Annotated in this window: 10 protein-coding genes; 2 read left to right on the forward strand and 8 right to left on the reverse strand. The window is 70.5% G+C overall.

The features are described 5' to 3' along the window. Positions 1–420: 420 nt before the first annotated feature. Together OG199_RS10520 and OG199_RS10525 are read right to left on the reverse strand one after the other, a co-directional pair. Positions 421–1,653 carry a PP2C family protein-serine/threonine phosphatase gene (locus OG199_RS10520; RefSeq protein ID WP_356808004.1) on the reverse strand — a complete coding sequence of 411 codons (1,233 nt, stop codon included), beginning with the start codon at positions 1,651–1,653 and terminating at the stop codon, positions 421–423. A 470-nt stretch (positions 1,654–2,123) separates the two neighbouring features. Next, entirely contained in the window at positions 2,124–2,462 is a 339-nt protein-coding gene (locus OG199_RS10525) for a MerR family transcriptional regulator (RefSeq protein WP_401805785.1), read from the reverse strand. Between the two features lie 1,206 nt (positions 2,463–3,668). On the opposite strand from OG199_RS10525, the gene OG199_RS10530 reads away from it, so the two are divergent. Continuing rightward, positions 3,669–4,508, forward strand: coding sequence for an RNA polymerase sigma factor SigF (locus tag OG199_RS10530; protein WP_401805783.1), 840 nt, complete (start codon positions 3,669–3,671; stop codon positions 4,506–4,508). 281 nt (positions 4,509–4,789) lie between these two features. Here the strand turns inward: OG199_RS10530 and OG199_RS10535 are convergent, their stop codons facing one another. The 3 genes from OG199_RS10535 to OG199_RS10545 all read right to left on the reverse strand — a co-directional run bounded on the left by OG199_RS10535 (position 4,790) and on the right by OG199_RS10545 (position 9,868). Beyond that, positions 4,790–6,970 carry an FUSC family protein gene (locus tag OG199_RS10535; RefSeq protein ID WP_405829206.1) on the reverse strand — a complete coding sequence of 727 codons (2,181 nt, stop codon included), beginning with the start codon at positions 6,968–6,970 and terminating at the stop codon, positions 4,790–4,792. A 312-nt stretch (positions 6,971–7,282) separates the two neighbouring features. Beyond that, positions 7,283–8,458, reverse strand: a complete 1,176-nt coding sequence (locus OG199_RS10540; RefSeq protein WP_401805780.1) for a glutathione-independent formaldehyde dehydrogenase — start codon at positions 8,456–8,458, stop codon at positions 7,283–7,285. Positions 8,459–8,746: 288 nt separating this feature from the next. Next, a complete protein-coding gene (locus OG199_RS10545) occupies positions 8,747–9,868 on the reverse strand; it encodes a hypothetical protein (RefSeq protein ID WP_401805779.1) in 1,122 nt (373 codons plus the stop codon). A gap of 275 nt (positions 9,869–10,143) precedes the next feature. Here OG199_RS10545 and uvrA point away from each other — a divergent pair, with 275 nt between their 5' ends. Continuing rightward, a complete protein-coding gene (uvrA, locus tag OG199_RS10550; RefSeq protein WP_401805777.1) occupies positions 10,144–12,612 on the forward strand; it encodes an excinuclease ABC subunit UvrA in 2,469 nt (822 codons plus the stop codon). A gap of 130 nt (positions 12,613–12,742) precedes the next feature. Here uvrA and OG199_RS10555 read toward each other — a convergent pair whose 3' ends face one another. From OG199_RS10555 to OG199_RS10565, 3 genes are all read right to left on the reverse strand, one after another. Beyond that, positions 12,743–13,306, reverse strand: a complete 564-nt coding sequence (locus OG199_RS10555; RefSeq protein ID WP_356809547.1) for a type 1 glutamine amidotransferase domain-containing protein — start codon at positions 13,304–13,306, stop codon at positions 12,743–12,745. A gap of 183 nt (positions 13,307–13,489) precedes the next feature. After that, entirely contained in the window at positions 13,490–13,939 is a 450-nt protein-coding gene (locus OG199_RS10560; protein ID WP_356809548.1) for a DUF1931 family protein, read from the reverse strand. 198 nt (positions 13,940–14,137) lie between these two features. Continuing rightward, the gene (locus tag OG199_RS10565) at positions 14,138–14,983 is read right to left on the reverse strand and encodes an aldo/keto reductase (RefSeq protein WP_405829208.1); all 846 of its coding nucleotides are present in this window, start codon (positions 14,981–14,983) and stop codon (positions 14,138–14,140) included. Positions 14,984–15,045: the final 62 nt, after the last annotated feature.

The raw sequence follows: 15,045 nt of genomic DNA on the forward strand, positions 1-15,045 counted from the left end.
TTGCCCTACGGCAACCATCCTGCACCGCGCCTTCCGCTGGCAACCCGCCCCCCGGCCGAGTCCCCCTCCTCACAGCGTATGAGTCGTCCCCCGGCCGCCCCGAGCCCTCGCATCACCGGCGAATCGCCACCACAGACGCCGAAAGCGGCAGGTCAGAGCGGCGAACGTGATTCTCTTCACCGCGGTACGGCCCGGCGTGGCGGACTGCCGCACCATGTGAAGACGTGGAGGAGAAGATGAAGGTTCGTGAAGCCACGCCCCGCGGGTCCGGCCTGCACGTCCGCGCCGTACCGGATCGGTGGAAGCCCGAGGCCGTCACGGATCGGGCCCCACCGACAGGTGAGCCCCACCCGCTCACCAAGGCCGGCACGGACGTGGGAGAGACGCCCTGAAGGGAGGCCGCGAGGCCGGGTGGTCTCGTCATTCACCGACGCGCCCCGGACGTGACCGTTCTGAGGCACTAGTGAGGTTTGCGCCGGTGGCGGCGTCGCGCTGAGAGTGACGGGTACCGTGCCAGTCCAGGCACATGACGGTCGCATCGTCGTGCAGATGACCGTTGTTGGCGGCGACGATCGCTGCGATGAGGGTACGGGCGGCCTCGCGGGGGTGCAGGTCGCGGGTCCGTACGATCAGCTCGGACAGCTCGATGCTGTCGGCCTTGTGCTCCAGCATGCCGTCGGTGAGCATGACGAGCCGGTCCCCGGGCCGCAGGTCCAGCGACTGGACGCGGTAGGTGTGAGACATAGGAAAACCAAAAGGTGTATCCACCGTCGGGGTGATCTCCTGCACCTGGCCGTTCCGCATGCGCAGTGGCCAGGGGTGCCCGGCGTTGATGAACTCGGTCGTGCCGTCGAGCAGGCTGATGCGCAGGAGTTGGCCCGTGACGTAGCCCCTGTGGCTGTGATCGTGCATGGCCTGGTCGGCCTCGCGGGCCTGTTCGGCAAGGCCGGCGCCGGCCCGCCGTGCCCGGCGCAGGGCGCCAACCAGCAGGGTGGCCAGCAGCGCGGCTTCGACATCGTGTCCCATGGCGTCGGTGACGGAGAGCTGCACCGTGTCCCGGTCGATCACGTAGTCGAAGGTGTCACCCCCGACCTCGTCGGCCGGCTCCAACGCCCCGGCCACCGCGAACTGCGCCGCCTCACAGGCCAGCGACGTCGGGAGCAGCCGATGCTGGATCTCGGCGGCCAGGCTCAAGGGGGCGGTACGGCGGCCCCACTGGTACACGTCGGTGTAGGAACGGTTGGCGATGACGAGGTACGCCAGCGCGTGTGCGGTCTCGCCGATCTCCCGCATCACCGCCGCGTCGGGCGCCGTCGGCAGGAACAGTTCGAGCAGACCGATGGCATCCCCGCGGTTGGTGACCGGGGCGACGATCCGCACCGGCGCGCCCTCACCCTTCTCCTCCACGCTCGGTCGCTGGGTGCGGATCACGTCGTCGTACAGGGTGCCCCGCACCGTGATGCGCCGGGCGGGCGTACCGGTGTCGACGCTGCCCGCCGCTCCCAGCCTCACCACCGAGCCGCCGCTGAAGTCGAGGATGAGGAAGGACACCGATTCGGCTCCGAGATGGTCCTTGAGCATCCGCGCGACCACGTCGAGCGACTCCACGGGAGCTGCGGCCTCTGCCGCCTCCAGGGTCTCCGTCAGAGTCATCGCCGTGCCCCGGCGGTTCCCCTTCCGGGGACGGCCAGAGGCCTGCCCGCCGTCGGGCCTTCGTGCGGTCACTTCGGCTCCTCAATGCTCGATGACGCTCACGACTCCGTCCGGGATGCACGTTCATGGGCTCCGGGAGTGGTGCACCAAACTGCTGTCAGGGCGGGTGATCAGTCGCCTGCGGCCCAGCTCACCCATGCCGCTGGGCAGCCGGACCGGAGCAGCACCGCAAAGGCTGCCAGGGCGCTCAGCTTTCGCAGCCGCGTGCGAAGAGCCGCACAGCGAGTTTCGTACCCGCCCCGCAGAGTGCGGCTGCGCCACGCCACAGCCGTCAGCATCATCTGAAGATCTACGTCGCGCTCCCGAAGGACTCCCCGAGTTCGACAAGGAGAAGCGGCAGGTCGGCAGCTACTACCGGACCCAGCGCGGCATCCGACGGCGCCGGGCGGGAAGTCAGAGGCCCGGTCGGCTCAGGCCGCGGCCGTCGGATCAGCGGGCTGGGAGGCGCGGCGGTATTCGTCGTTGACACGCCGGGCTTCTTCGAGCTGGTCCTCGAGGATGACGATGCGGCAGGCGGCCTCGATCGGGGTGCCCTGGTCGACGAGTTCCCTGGCGCGGGCGGCAATGCGCAGTTGGTAGCGGGAGTAGCGGCGGTGTCCGCCCGCGGAGCGCAGCGGGGTGATCAGGCGGGCTTCGCCGATCGCGCGGAGGAATCCCTGCGTGGTGCCGAGCGTCTCGGCGGCCCGCCCCATGGTGTAGGCGGGGTAGTCGTCGTCATCGAGCCGGCCGAACGAGTCGTCTGCTGTCATTGCACCTCTTCGTGGAACGCGTGGAGGGGCCCTGGCGCTCGTCGCGCCAGGGCCCCGAAGGAACTGCTACACCATCTGCCGGCCCTGATACTGCACCGGCCTTCTGTTTCCGCGGGCCCGACCGGACTGCTGTCGGGGGCGCGGGGATCGCGGTTTCTCGACCGGAGACCACCTCACTATCGATGTCCTGCGGTACCCGGGCCAAGCCATTCCGCCCGGGCGATCCTGATGGCGCCTGGCTCCTCCGTTCTTTCCCTCTCGACAAACACCTACCAAAGGGGACTGCGTACTACTGGTACTGCTCTACCGCGTACTGCGTGTTGCGTTGCGACCCGAGGAAGCGTCGCTCTTCGGCAGCCGGCCCGTCGCCCGTCCTGCGACCACTGCTCCGGCTCAGAACCCCACTGCCGAACCTCCCGGTGCGCGCGCCCGCAGCCGACGCCTTCACCGAGGTACCACTCACCGACTTCGCTGCTGGATACCGCGAACTGCACTGACGGGTACTGCGACTTCAACTGCGGTCCTGCTGGTGGCGGCCCCTGATCACTGCGGGCCACCCGGTCCGGTCGTCAGTTCCGTCGCCGTCTTGCGACAACTCTTGGCTTCGGGACTCCACCACCGCACCGTCCTGCCAACTGCATGTGCGGGTACTGCTGCCCGGCAGTTCGTGTCTGCCGGGCCCTGCCGATCTCGACTACGAGAGAAACCATAACTGCGTGATCTCCCAATGTCTACTCTCGCCACCATAGATTTTCGTGTTCCAGGCTGAGAGCAAAACTTGTCACGCACGCCCTGCGCCACGGCGGAGGCACCTACACCCTCGACCCGGTCGCGCGCCCGGTCAGCATCGAGGTGGTCGGCAGGACCGGTAGCGCCGCGCCGCGGTAGCGACGGGGCACAAGCGTCGGGGCAGCACCTGCGGCCGTCACCGGGGAAGACGACCTCGGTCGCAAAATCCCTGTGCCGCGTTGCCGGACGGGCTCGGCACCCGGGGATTGGCCGCCGCGGCATCCCGGCGAGCCCCCCGTCGGACCCCCATGCGCGATGGGTTAACCTCCCTTCCGCCCTTGCTCCCGAGGCGGGATGAGGGAGTGGCGGAATCACCGTGGAAGCGTGTGGCATGCATGCCTCAAGCGGGGGTACGCCGTCTCTGGCCGCGCAGGAGCAGGCGGCAAACGAAGCTGGATCACGCAGGAGGGGACGAGCATGACAGTGACCGAGACGACTGGGGCGCAGACCGTCGTGCTGCCGGAGATCAGCGACCCCTCGCAGGTCGCTCCGAAGGACGCCCGCGAGCTGTCGAAGCTGTTCTTCGACCAGCTCGCCGTCCTGGAAGAGGGCACACCCGCGTACCAGTACGCGCGCAACACCCTGATCGAAATGAACATCACCCTCGTCCAGTTCGCGGCCGCGCGCTTCCGCAGCCGCGGCCACGAGGAGATGGAGGACATCGTCCAGGTCGGCACGATCGGCCTCATCAAGGCCATCGACCGATTCGAACTCACCCGAGAGGTGGAGTTCACCTCCTTCGCCGTCCCCTACATCGTCGGCGAGATCAAGCGCTTCTTCCGCGACACCACGTGGGCCGTGCACGTGCCGCGCCGCCTGCAGGAAGCACGCGTTCAGCTGGCCAAGGCCACCGAGGAGCTCCGTAGCCGGCTCGGCCGCATGCCCACCACACGGGAACTGTCCGAGCTGATGTCCCTGTCGGAAGGAGACGTCATCGAGGCGCGGAAGGCCGCGAACGGCTACACCTCGGCCTCCCTCGACGCCGCCATCACCTCCAGCGAAGACGGTGAGGCCGCCCTCGCCGCCTTCATCGGCGCGGACGACTCCGCCCTGGAACTCGTCGAGGACTTCAACGCCCTCGCCCCGCTGATCGCCGAACTCGACGACCGCGAACGCCGCATCATCCACATGCGGTTCGTCGACGAACTCACCCAGGCCCAGATCGGCGAGCACCTCGGCGTCTCCCAGATGCACGTCTCCCGCCTGCTCAACCGCACCCTCGCCAAGCTCCGCGAAGGCATGCTCACCACCAACTGAGCACAGCAGCCCGCAGCACACTTGGCGCTGTTCTCTTCCCCGGCAACGGGGAAGAGAACAGCGCCAGTTCACGCCATGGCATGGCGGTACAGGCGCGCTCCCCCACTTCCGGCGCGGATCGTGGACAGACCGGTCCGCTACGACCGGAGGACCCGAGTGCGGGCCGGACCGGGCTGCGTCTCGCTGCACTGCGGGCGTCCTCAGGGCACGGCTGTGCTCGACGCGCCCGGGAGACCGCTTCCCGCTCCAGGAAGCGCGGCGCTCCCCTGTCGCCGGAGCCGTCACCCACCCCGGTGCGCGGTTCCTGATCCGTCACCTTCCGCCGCCACGGCCGCCCGCACCCTCTGCTCCTCGCGAGCGGAGCCGACGTCCCGTTCCAGGGGTGTGCGGCTCACGGCCGTCGCGAGGTCCTCCAAGGCCCGCTTCTGCAGTTCCGCCCCGCGCCGCACCACCGGGCTCCGGTCCCCGTCGGCGGCGCCCTCCCACGCGTGGAGCACCTTCTCCACGCGCCCCCAGTCCGGATTCCTGTGCTCGCGCACGTCGACCGCCGCCTGCGCGGTGTCCGCCTCCAGGGCCTCGGCGAACCGCTCCGCCTCGGGACCGGAACGGCTGTCTGCCTGCGGGACGTGGCTCTCCATCAGCATCGCGGCCCGGCCGAACCCCTTGAGCGCCTCCTGCGCCTCCTCCGCCTCACGCGACGTCAGACCCCTGGGGCGGACCGGTTCCTGCCTCGCCCGGTCGTATGCCTCCTGCCAGGCCGCACGTGCCTTCCTGCTCGCCAGCAGGGCCCTGCGCATGTCGGTGTGATGCTCCTGGGTCGGTTCGGCGTAGTTGCGGAGCACCGCGGCGGCGTAGCGGCCGTTGGCAGCGAGCCAGTCCGCGAGCCGGCCCGGCAGCCGGGGTGTCTCCCACGCGGGGAACACCACGTAGGCCAGCATGGCCAGGGCTCCGCCGAGCAGCGTGAGCACCACCCGCTCCGGGACCGTCTGCTCCCACGCCTGGCCGCCCATGCCGAGCAGGAAGACGACGTACGCGGCAGTGAAGCACTGGGAGTAGGCGTAGCCGGTACGGATCAGCGTGTACGACAGGCCCGCCGAGACCACCGCCAGCGCGGCGGACACATGGGCGTCCGGGCCCAGGGCCCGCACCATCCCGGTGGCCAGCGCGACCCCCGCCAGGGTCCCGGCGAGACGGGCCACCGCACGCGCGTACGTCCGGTGGAAGTCCGGCCGCATCACCATCACCGAGGCGATGGGCGCCCAGTAGCCGTGGCCCAGGGGGAGCCGCGCGGCGATCAGATAGCCGATCGTGGCTACTGCCGCCAGGCGGACGGCGTGCCGGAACACGGGCGAGTCCCGCCGGAGCTCACGGCGGATCGCCCGGACGACGACCGGGACCAGCCGGAGCAGTGTCGGGCGCACCAGGAACTGGGCGCCGGCGGGGCCGTGCGGCGTGGGCGTCCTTCCGCGCGCGCCGCCGCCGCTCCCGGCGATCTCCAACGCCTCGCCGAGCAGTTCCACGAGCCGCTCGGCGGCCTGCCGCGCGGGCCCCTCCAGCACCTCGTGCTCCTCGTCGACGCGCAGGACGTCCGTGCTCCCGGGCGGCACCTCGGCGGGAGTGCCACGGCGGATCGAACGGGCGGCCGCGTCCAGGACGTCGGCGGCCGCGTCGAGCAACTCCCGCGCGCGGTCCCGCCCGGGGCCCTCCGCCGGGGCGCCGACGTACGGGTCGGCGAGCGCGGCGACGACCGGCCGGATGCGCTCGGCGAGACCCCGGGGGCCGTGGAGGACGGGAGGACGGGTGCGGGCCTGGGCCGGCGTCACGGAGGCCGCGTCCCGCGCCGTCATCAACGGCTCCGGGTCGAACGGGGCGGTCGGGTCGTGCCGCAGCCGGCGGGCGTAGTCCGCCACGGCGGCCAGGGCGTCGGCGAGCGCGTCACAGTGCGCCCCCCAACGCCGGATCGGGAACAGCAGGATCAGCACGGCCTGCGCCACGCCTCCGAGCGCGATGACCCCGGCGTGCTCCAGGGCCCGCCCGACGCTCGTGGGCAGGGTGATGGTCACCAGCATGCTGCCCACGGTCGTCGCTGCGACGATCCCAGCGGTCGATCCGACGGCCCACGCCATGCCCGCGGCAAAGGCCCATACGGCCAGCAGCGGGAGGAACGTCACGAGTCGCCCCGCCGCCAGGTACCCCACGAAGGTGCTGAGCGCCAGACCCGCGCCCGCGCCGAGCGCGATCACCTTGCGTGGACGCCAGGTGCGCTGGAAGGTGGCCCCACCCGCGGAGTAGGCGCCTAGGGCGGCGGACGCGGCATACGCAGGCGAGACCAGCCACAGGGTAGGCCCGACGACGATCGCCACCCCGACTGCCGTGCGCAGCGCGAGCAGGGGCTCCAGCCGCGTCTCCTCGATCGTGAGCCCGGAGCGCACGACCTCCCCGAAGGCCCGCGGCCACGTCACGGGCGTGAGCCTGGTCGGAACACCCTGCCGGGTCGCGTCGGCCCGGTTGAGGTGCGGCAGCCGTCAGGCACGGAAGCCTCCCACACGCCCCGGGACAGACTGACGGCCGCGGCCACTGGACGGGGCACAGCCACCGCGGACACTGCTGAGCGTCCGTCGTCCGCCGTCCGGGCCGGAGGGCGGGCAAGCCGTTGGTCCAGGTCCGACCGGAGCGCGGGCGATTGCCCCCAACCCCGGCCGGACGACGGGCAGATGGCCACCCGTCCCCGGACCGGTCCGGGGGCAACAGGCGGGACGGCGGCCTCGGGTCTCTTACCGCTTGTGGCCGTTGCCGTGTCCGTTCGGATGCAGGACCACCTTGGTCCAGCCCTCGTCACGGGCGTCGAAGTGCTCGTAGGCGGTGGGGGCCTCGTCCAGGCTGAGTTCGTGGGAGACGACGAAGCTCGGCTTCGCCTTCTCGCCGGCGATCAGGTCCCGCAGCGCCCGGTTGTACCTCTTCACCGGCGCCTGCCCGGTGCCCATGTGCTGGCCCTTGAACCACATCATGCCGAAGTCGATCGGGACCTTGCCGTGCGCCTCCAGCTCCCCCTGGGCCTCCGCGCCGCCGGGGTCCTCGGGCAGGAACACGCCCACCACACCGATGTCGCCCGTGAACCTGACCGAGTCGATCAGTCCGTTGAGCGTGAGACTGGCGTCCTCGTGTCCCTCGGGGTCGTGTGCCTGGTAGCCGACGCACTCACAGCCGTTGTCGGCGCCCAGCCCGAGGGTGGCCTCCTTGACGACCTCCGCCGGCTTCTGCTCGGCGGTGTTGATCGGGATGGCCCCGATCTCCTCCGCCTTGCGCAGCCGGTCGGGCTGGAAGTCGGCCACCCAGACGCGGCCGGCGCCCTTGAGGAGGGCCGAGTACGCCGCCATCAGCCCGACGGGACCGGCTCCGAAGACGATCGTCTGGTCGCCCGGTTTGACGTGGGCCATCTCGGTGGCGTGATAGCCGGTGGGGAAGATGTCGGCGAGCATCACATAGTCGGTCTGCCGCTCGGCGGCGTCCTCACCCAGACGCAGCGCGTTGAAGTCGCCGTAGGGCACGCGCAGCAGTTCCGCCTGGCCGCCCTGGTAGGGGCCCATGTCGGCGAAGCCGTAGGCGGCTCCGGCGAGGGCCGGTTCCGGCTGCATGGTCAGACAGTAATTGGTGAGACCCCGCTCGCACTGCTTGCAGAAGCCGCAGGCGATGTTGAAGGGCAGGACCACATACTGGCCGACCTGGACCTTGCGGACAGCCGAGCCGACCTCCACGACCTGCCCCAGGTTCTCGTGTCCCAGGGTGCGGCCGGACTCGAAGGAGGTGCGGCCCTCGTACATGTGCAGGTCCGAACCGCAGATGTTGGTAGTGGTGATCTTGACGATGATGTCGCAGGGGTGTTCGATCTTCGCGTCGGGCACGTCCTTCACGGCGACCGTTCGCGGGCCTTCGTATACCGCTGCTTTCATGATGGCTTCCTTTGGCGCCGCGGCATGACCGCAGCACGGCAGGGGATGGAGACGGCGCTAGGGGCCTGACTCCAGGGAGTGGGTGCGACGGGCTCCGTGGCTCCGGCATGCCTCTGGGGGATTCACCCGGTTCAGGCGGAAAGGTGGTACCACCGCCGTCAGGCGGAGTCCCGGCGCTCCGGTGGCGTACCGTCCGATTCCCCGTGGGCCCTCGATGTGAGTCGGCTACGCACGCTTCGGACTCGGACGACCACCAATCAACGACGCATCTCCAACTCACCTTACCAGCTAGTCATCGTGGTCGCCCTGGAGCATGTGGCGACGTTCCTGTTCCCGCTTGGAGTAGGCGGCCGCCCGGATCGCCTCGTCGCTCTCCAGGCCCGATCCCAGCGCGCCGCCCACGGTGGCGACCGAAGCCACGAACCATGACAACGTCAAGTATTCCGCGGCGTGCAGCGGGGTTCGTGTCACGGAAGCGAACACTCGGCCGTTGATGATGAACAGAGCCCACACCAAATTGATGACGATCAGACCGCCGTAGCAGACGAGCACCCCGATACCCACCGTCATGACCGTCGAGGCGTTGTAGAGCCTCGCCCTCTGCCTCGCCTCCGGCGAGGCCTCTGTTGATCGATGCCACAGCTGCGCGTCGACGATCAGCCAGCCGACCATGAGCGCGACGGACCCGACCGTGGCGATCACGAGGCGTGGCGCGCTCAGGGTCTCGGCCAGGCTCCAGATGGTGGAGTTCACGGTGGCGACTGCTCCCGTGGCGAGTGCGGCCGCCAGGGCTTTCGACAAGCCCGGCACCAAGCGCCACGGCCGGTTGGCGCGGACCATACCGACGAGCACCCTCAGGTGACCGCGCGGTCCGCTGACGACGTACCGAAGATCAGCGGTCTCCTCCTCACCGACCTGGCCCGGGTGAACGGGCGCGAGACGACTGACGAAAGGCCCCAAGAACGGCTGACTCCGCGGAGGTCCCTCGGCCCCGGTGGCGCGCAGGCCCGCCAAGCTGAGCACGGCTTCCTCCACGGCGCGCCGGGCTCTCGTCTGCAGACGCAAGCCCCCCAGCGGAGGAAGGGACAGCAGCGCCAAACCGTGCTCGTGACTCAGATCCACCACGAGCTTGCGCCCGTGCGAGTGCAGCGGAAGGTCGGTGAGGGCCACGACGATGTCCCAGTTCTCCGCTCTTCCGCGGTCCATGATCCGGCGCATCAGGGTGGGCGGGTCATCGGTCCCTGCGGTGAAGGGCTCACTGACCACCTCGACGTGGAACTTCCGCCTCTGGCCCGACTTGTCGGCGAGCCGAGTGGGAAGTATCCGGGCCATGCGCTGCGCGATCTCCGTGGGCGCGTCGGGATCCGCCAGGAGAGCCACGACCGTTACGCCCTGAGACGACACCCGCATGCCTCCTTCTCGTCGGCTGCCCCCCGACCGCCCGTGCCCACAGGATGCCCGCGAGGTATTGCCGACGCCGCGTGACACGCTGGCCCCGGCCGGCAGTGCGGGCGGTACGGTCAGATCTCCTCGTCCTCCCCGCGCAGGGCCTGCTCCACCACCGGACCACGGTTGTGTACGCCACCACGAACACCGGCTCCGCGCCACCCCGGGCACCGCGACGAGCGAGGCCCGGTGGCGGCGCCTGTCGCGCGGTTCCCGGCGCGATCGGGTAGTCAGGAACGGTGGACAAGGACGCGACCGACCCCTTCGTGCATGTCCGGGGCGCCAGTGAGAACAACCTGCGGAACATCGATGTCGACGTTCCGCGGGACGCGATGGTCGCCTTCACCGGCGTCTCCGGTTCGGGCAAGTCCTCGCTCGCGTTCGGCACGCTCTACGCGGAGGCCCAGCGGCGCTACTTCGAGTCCGTGGCACCGTACGCCCGAAGGCTGTTGCAGCAGGTCGGCGCACCACACGTGCAGGAAATCACCGGACTGCCACCGGCCGTGGCCCTGCAGCAGCGGCGCGGGTCGCCCAGCTCGCGCTCGACGGTCGGCACCATCACCACGCTGTCCAATCTGCTGCGCATTCTGTACTCCCGCGCCGGCACCTATCCGCCCCGGGCCGCACGGCTGGAGGCCGAGTCGTTCTCACCCAACACCGCGGCCGGCGCCTGCCCGGAGTGCCACGGACTGGGCGTCGTGCACGACGTCGCCGAGGACCTGCTCGTCCCCGACCCCTCGCTGAGCATCCGCGAGGGGGCGATCGCCGCCTGGCCGGGCGCCTGGCAGGGCGCCAACCTGCGCAGTGTCGTGAGCGGCCTGGGGATCGACATCGACCGGCCGTGGCGCAGGCTCAGGAAGAAGGACCGGGACTGGCTGCTGTACACGGACGAGCAGCCCTTGGTGTACATCGAGCCGGAGGAGGACCGCGTCGACTACGGCTACCAGGGCAAGTTCTGGAGCGCCCGCAAGCACGTCATGCACGTCCTCGCCGACTCCAAGAGCGAGAAGATGCGCGAACGGGCGCTCCGGTTCGTCAGGAGTGTGCCCTGCCCGGAGTGTCACGGCAGCGGACTGCGGCCCGAGGCGCTCGCCGTGACCTTCGCCGGACGTTCCATCGCCGAGATCAACGCGATGCCGCTCACCGAGGTCGTGGCGCTGCTGCGGCCCGTCGCGGGGCGGTCCGAGGCCGACGCCACCACGTCGACCGCCCGATCCGGGGAGACGACCGAGGTCGCGGTCCGGATCTGCGGCGATCTGGTCGCGCGGGTCGACGTACTGCTCGACCTGGGCCTCGGATATCTCAGCCTCGGGCGCCGCTCGACGACCCTGTCCCCCGGCGAGGCGCAGCGCCTGCGGATCGCCACCCAGCTGCGCTCGGGGTTGTTCGGCGTCGTCTACGTCCTCGACGAACCCTCCGCGGGCCTGCACCCGGCTGACGCGGAACCGCTGCTGGACGTGCTGGACCGCCTCAAGGCGGCGGGCAACTCGCTGTTCGTCGTGGAGCACGACATGGACGTCGTACGGCGGGCCGACTGGGTGGTCGACATCGGCCCCGGCGCGGGTGAGGGTGGCGGACGCGTGCTGTACAGCGGCCCGGTCGCCGGTCTTGAGCGGGTCAGTGAGTCGGCTACGAGCCAGTACCTGTTCGGGCGCGCCCAGCCGCTCGATCACCGCCCGCGCGCACCGCACGGCTGGCTGCGCCTGAGCGGCGTCTCCCGCCACAATCTGCGCGACGTGTCCGTCGACGTACCGCTCTGCGTCCTGACGGCGGTGACGGGTGTCTCCGGTTCCGGAAAGTCGACGCTGGTGACGCAGGTGCTCGCCGAGGTCGTCCGCGGCCACCTCGGACTCGTACCCGAGGAGCCCGAGGACGCTGCGCTGGAGGTCGACGTCCAGGACGCGTCGGGCGTCGAGTCGTTCGACCGGCTGGTCCGGGTCGACCAACGGCCCATCGGCCGCACTCCCCGGTCCAACCTGGCCACGTACACGGGGATGTTCGACGCGGTGCGCAAGCTGTACGCGGCGACGGACGTGGCCAGGGCGCGCGGCTACTCGGCCGGGCGGTTCTCCTTCAACGTGCCCGAAGGGCGGTGCGAGACCTGCCAGGGCGAAGGATTCGTCGCGGTGGAACTGCTGTTCCTGCCCGGCACCTACGCGCCGTGCCCGACCTGCCACGGCGCCCGGTACAACGCCGAAACGCTGGAAGTCACCTACCGCGGCAAGAACATCGCGGAGGTGCTGGGGCTGTCCGTCGACGCCGCCGCCACGTTCCTGTCCGCCGTCCCGGCCGCCTCCCGCAGTCTGGAGACGTTGCGCGAGGTGGGACTGGGGTACCTGCGGCTGGGGCAGCCCGCGACGGAACTCAGCGGGGGTGAGGCGCAACGCATCAAACTGGCCACCGAACTCCAGCGAGCCCGCCGCGGACACGCGCTCTACCTGCTCGACGAGCCGACGGCGGGACTGCACCCCTCGGACATCGCGCTGCTGCTGCGACAGCTGCACCGGCTCGTCGACGCCGGCAACACGGTCGTCCTCGTCGAGCACGACCTGGACACGATCGCCACCGCGGACTGGGTCATCGACCTCGGGCCGGGCGGCGGCGACGCCGGCGGCCGGGTGGTCGCGGCGGGCCCGCCCGCCAAGGTGGCGAAGGCCCGCCGCAGCGCCACCGCGCCCTATCTCGCGGCCCGGCTCGCGCCCTCCTGACGACGGCGCGAGGGTTGAGCACCGGTCATTCGGGTTCGGGGCGCAGGGTCGCGCGCGTCGCCATGCCGCGTTCCAGCTTGCGGCGGACATCGCTCGCGAGGTGCCGCGGCTGAGCTCCCATTCCGCCGGGTCAGCTGTGCATGGGGTGGTGCGCCCGGGCGAACTGTTCCACGACGGCGGCACAGAAGGCGGGCAGGTCGGCCGGGCTGCGGCTGGTGACCAGCTGCCCGTCGACGACCACCTCCTCGTCGACGACCTCCGCGCCGGCGTTGCGCAGGTCGGTGCGGATGCTGGGCCAGGACGTCAGGCGGCGACCGCGCACGGCGTCGGCCTCGACCAGGGTCCACGGGCCGTGGCAGATCGATGCGACCGGTTTCCCGCTGGCCATGAAGTCCTTGACGAACCGCACCGCGTCGCGGTTCATGCGCAGCTGGTCGGGGTTCATGGTGCCCCCGGGCAGGAGCAGGGCGTGGTAGTCGTCGACGGAGGCGTCGGCGACCAGGCGGTCCACGGGGAAGGTTCCGGCCGCGTTGAGGTCGAACTGGCGGGCCTGGATCTCGCCGGGGTGGAGCGAGACGATCTCGGTCTTCGCGCCCGCGCCCTGCAGCGCACCGCGCGGTTGGTCGAGTTCCACGCGCTCGACGCCGTCGGTCGCCAGAATCCCCACCCGCATCCCCCGGAGTTCCTGTGTCATGGTACGGCTCCCTTCACGAGTCGCTCTGGCCTGGCGGCCTGGTCGAGGCCGCGGCGTATCCGTGTATCCCCCTGCTGCCCATCTGGTCAGACAGAAGGCGGGCAGGCCCTTTCTCGGGCCTTTGGACATGCGAATCGGGACATGCTTCACGCTGGTCCGGCGACACGCACCGGGACGCGACCGCTACAGCAGCCGGTCGAACACCGCGGTCACGCCCTCCCAGTGACTGGTCTGCGGGTTCTTGACATCCGGATACATGATTTTGAACGTCTCGGCGAGGGCGACGCTGAGACCGCCGATGATCTCGGGGTAGCGCTCTTCGGCCTCCTGGGTGGGTGCCCTGTCGAGGGGAGGATGCGTGGCGAACTGTTCCAGGATCGGCTTCAGCTCGACCTCCTCGTCGAGCCGCCGGAACCGGTGGATGCTCTCCTGGAGGCCCTTGGTGATCGGCAGATCCCACGGTTCGACGGTATCCCTGCCGTTGGCCTTGGCTGACGCCTGGCCTGCGACCAGGAGGTCGTAGAGCTTGGCGTCGACGAAGTCGCCGTACCGCTTCAGGTCGTTCCTGTCCACGTCGAGGCTCGCGGCGGCGCGGAAGAACCTCTCGAACTTCGACACACCCATCACGGTCATGCCTCTCGCCTCCTCACCGGGAACGGACGGCGTCGTTCGCTCCCGCCCGCGCCGACATCGGCTGTTACCCGGTCGAGGTTCGCAGAGCCCCCTGCTGAGCGCCTCCGCACCCCAGGCCGAAATGGGGCGCCCCCACTTCCCCCGGCAGAGCAGCATGAAGGGCGCGGGCAGTCGTCGGCCGGCCGTGCGGCCGTCCCTTCAGAGCATCTCCAGGGGCGTGGGGCCGCCGGGCGGCGGGAACGCCTCGTCGAGGGCCTCGAGCGCCTCGGTGGGAAGGTGGAGGTCCACCGCGCCGCGGATCTCCCGAATGTGGTCGGGTGATCCGGAACGCGGGATCGCGGCCGCCCCCTGTGCCAGCACCCAGGCGAGTGCCACCTGGGCCGGCGTGGCTCCGAGGGCCCGGGCCACGGCACCCAGAGCCTCGACCTTCAGCAGCCGCCCCTGCTCGATCGGGGAGTAGGCCATGACCGTCACCCCTGCCTCGCGGCACCAGGGGAGCAGATCCCACTCGACGCCGCGCCGGGAGAGGTTGTACAGCACCTGGTCGACGGCCCCCGCGTCGCCGCCGGGAAGGGCGGTCAGCTCGACCATGTCGGCGACGTCCAGATTGCTCACGCCCCAGTAGCGGATCTTCTCCGCCTCCATCAGGTCGGTGAATCCCGCAAGGGTCTCCTCGAGTGGCCACCGTCCCCGCCAGTGCAGCAGGAAGAGGTCCAGCCGTTCCGCACGGAGCCGCCGCAGGCTGCCCTCGCAGGCGGCGACAGTGCCCTTCCGGTCGGCGTGGCCGGGCAGCACCTTGCTGACGAGGAAGACCTCCTCCAGGTGTCCCCTGAGGGCCTCCCCGACGAGCTCCTCGGCTGCGCCGTCGCCGTACATCTCCGCCGTGTCCACGACGGTCATCCCCAGGTCCACGCCCAGTCGCAGCGCGGCGATCTCCTGTTCACGCCGGGCCGGTTCCTCGCCCAGGTACCAGGTGCCCTGCCCGAGCGCCGCGATCTCCTCACCGGAGGGGAGCGCGATCGTTCCGGCCGATTCCGCAGACATCTCGGGCCTCCCGTCTGCCGCGGATCCGTGTCACGCGCGCCCGAGGCGAGTACCCGGGTCCG

The organism is Streptomyces sp. NBC_01176, assembly GCF_045039825.1.
Taxonomy (GTDB): Bacteria; Actinomycetota; Actinomycetes; order Streptomycetales; family Streptomycetaceae; genus Streptomyces.

Coding starts and splice junctions, on each gene's coding strand:
- OG199_RS10520 (WP_356808004.1), bottom strand. CDS start 1,653: ATGACTCTGACGGAGACCCTGGAGGCGGCAGAGGCCGCAGCTCCCGTG.
- OG199_RS10530 (WP_401805783.1), top strand. CDS start 3,669: ATGACAGTGACCGAGACGACTGGGGCGCAGACCGTCGTGCTGCCGGAG.
- OG199_RS10525 (WP_401805785.1), bottom strand. CDS start 2,462: ATGACAGCAGACGACTCGTTCGGCCGGCTCGATGACGACGACTACCCC.
- OG199_RS10555 (WP_356809547.1), bottom strand. CDS start 13,306: ATGACACAGGAACTCCGGGGGATGCGGGTGGGGATTCTGGCGACCGAC.
- OG199_RS10545 (WP_401805779.1), bottom strand. CDS start 9,868: ATGCGGGTGTCGTCTCAGGGCGTAACGGTCGTGGCTCTCCTGGCGGAT.
- OG199_RS10540 (WP_401805780.1), bottom strand. CDS start 8,458: ATGAAAGCAGCGGTATACGAAGGCCCGCGAACGGTCGCCGTGAAGGAC.
- OG199_RS10565 (WP_405829208.1), bottom strand. CDS start 14,983: ATGTCTGCGGAATCGGCCGGAACGATCGCGCTCCCCTCCGGTGAGGAG.
- OG199_RS10560 (WP_356809548.1), bottom strand. CDS start 13,939: ATGACCGTGATGGGTGTGTCGAAGTTCGAGAGGTTCTTCCGCGCCGCC.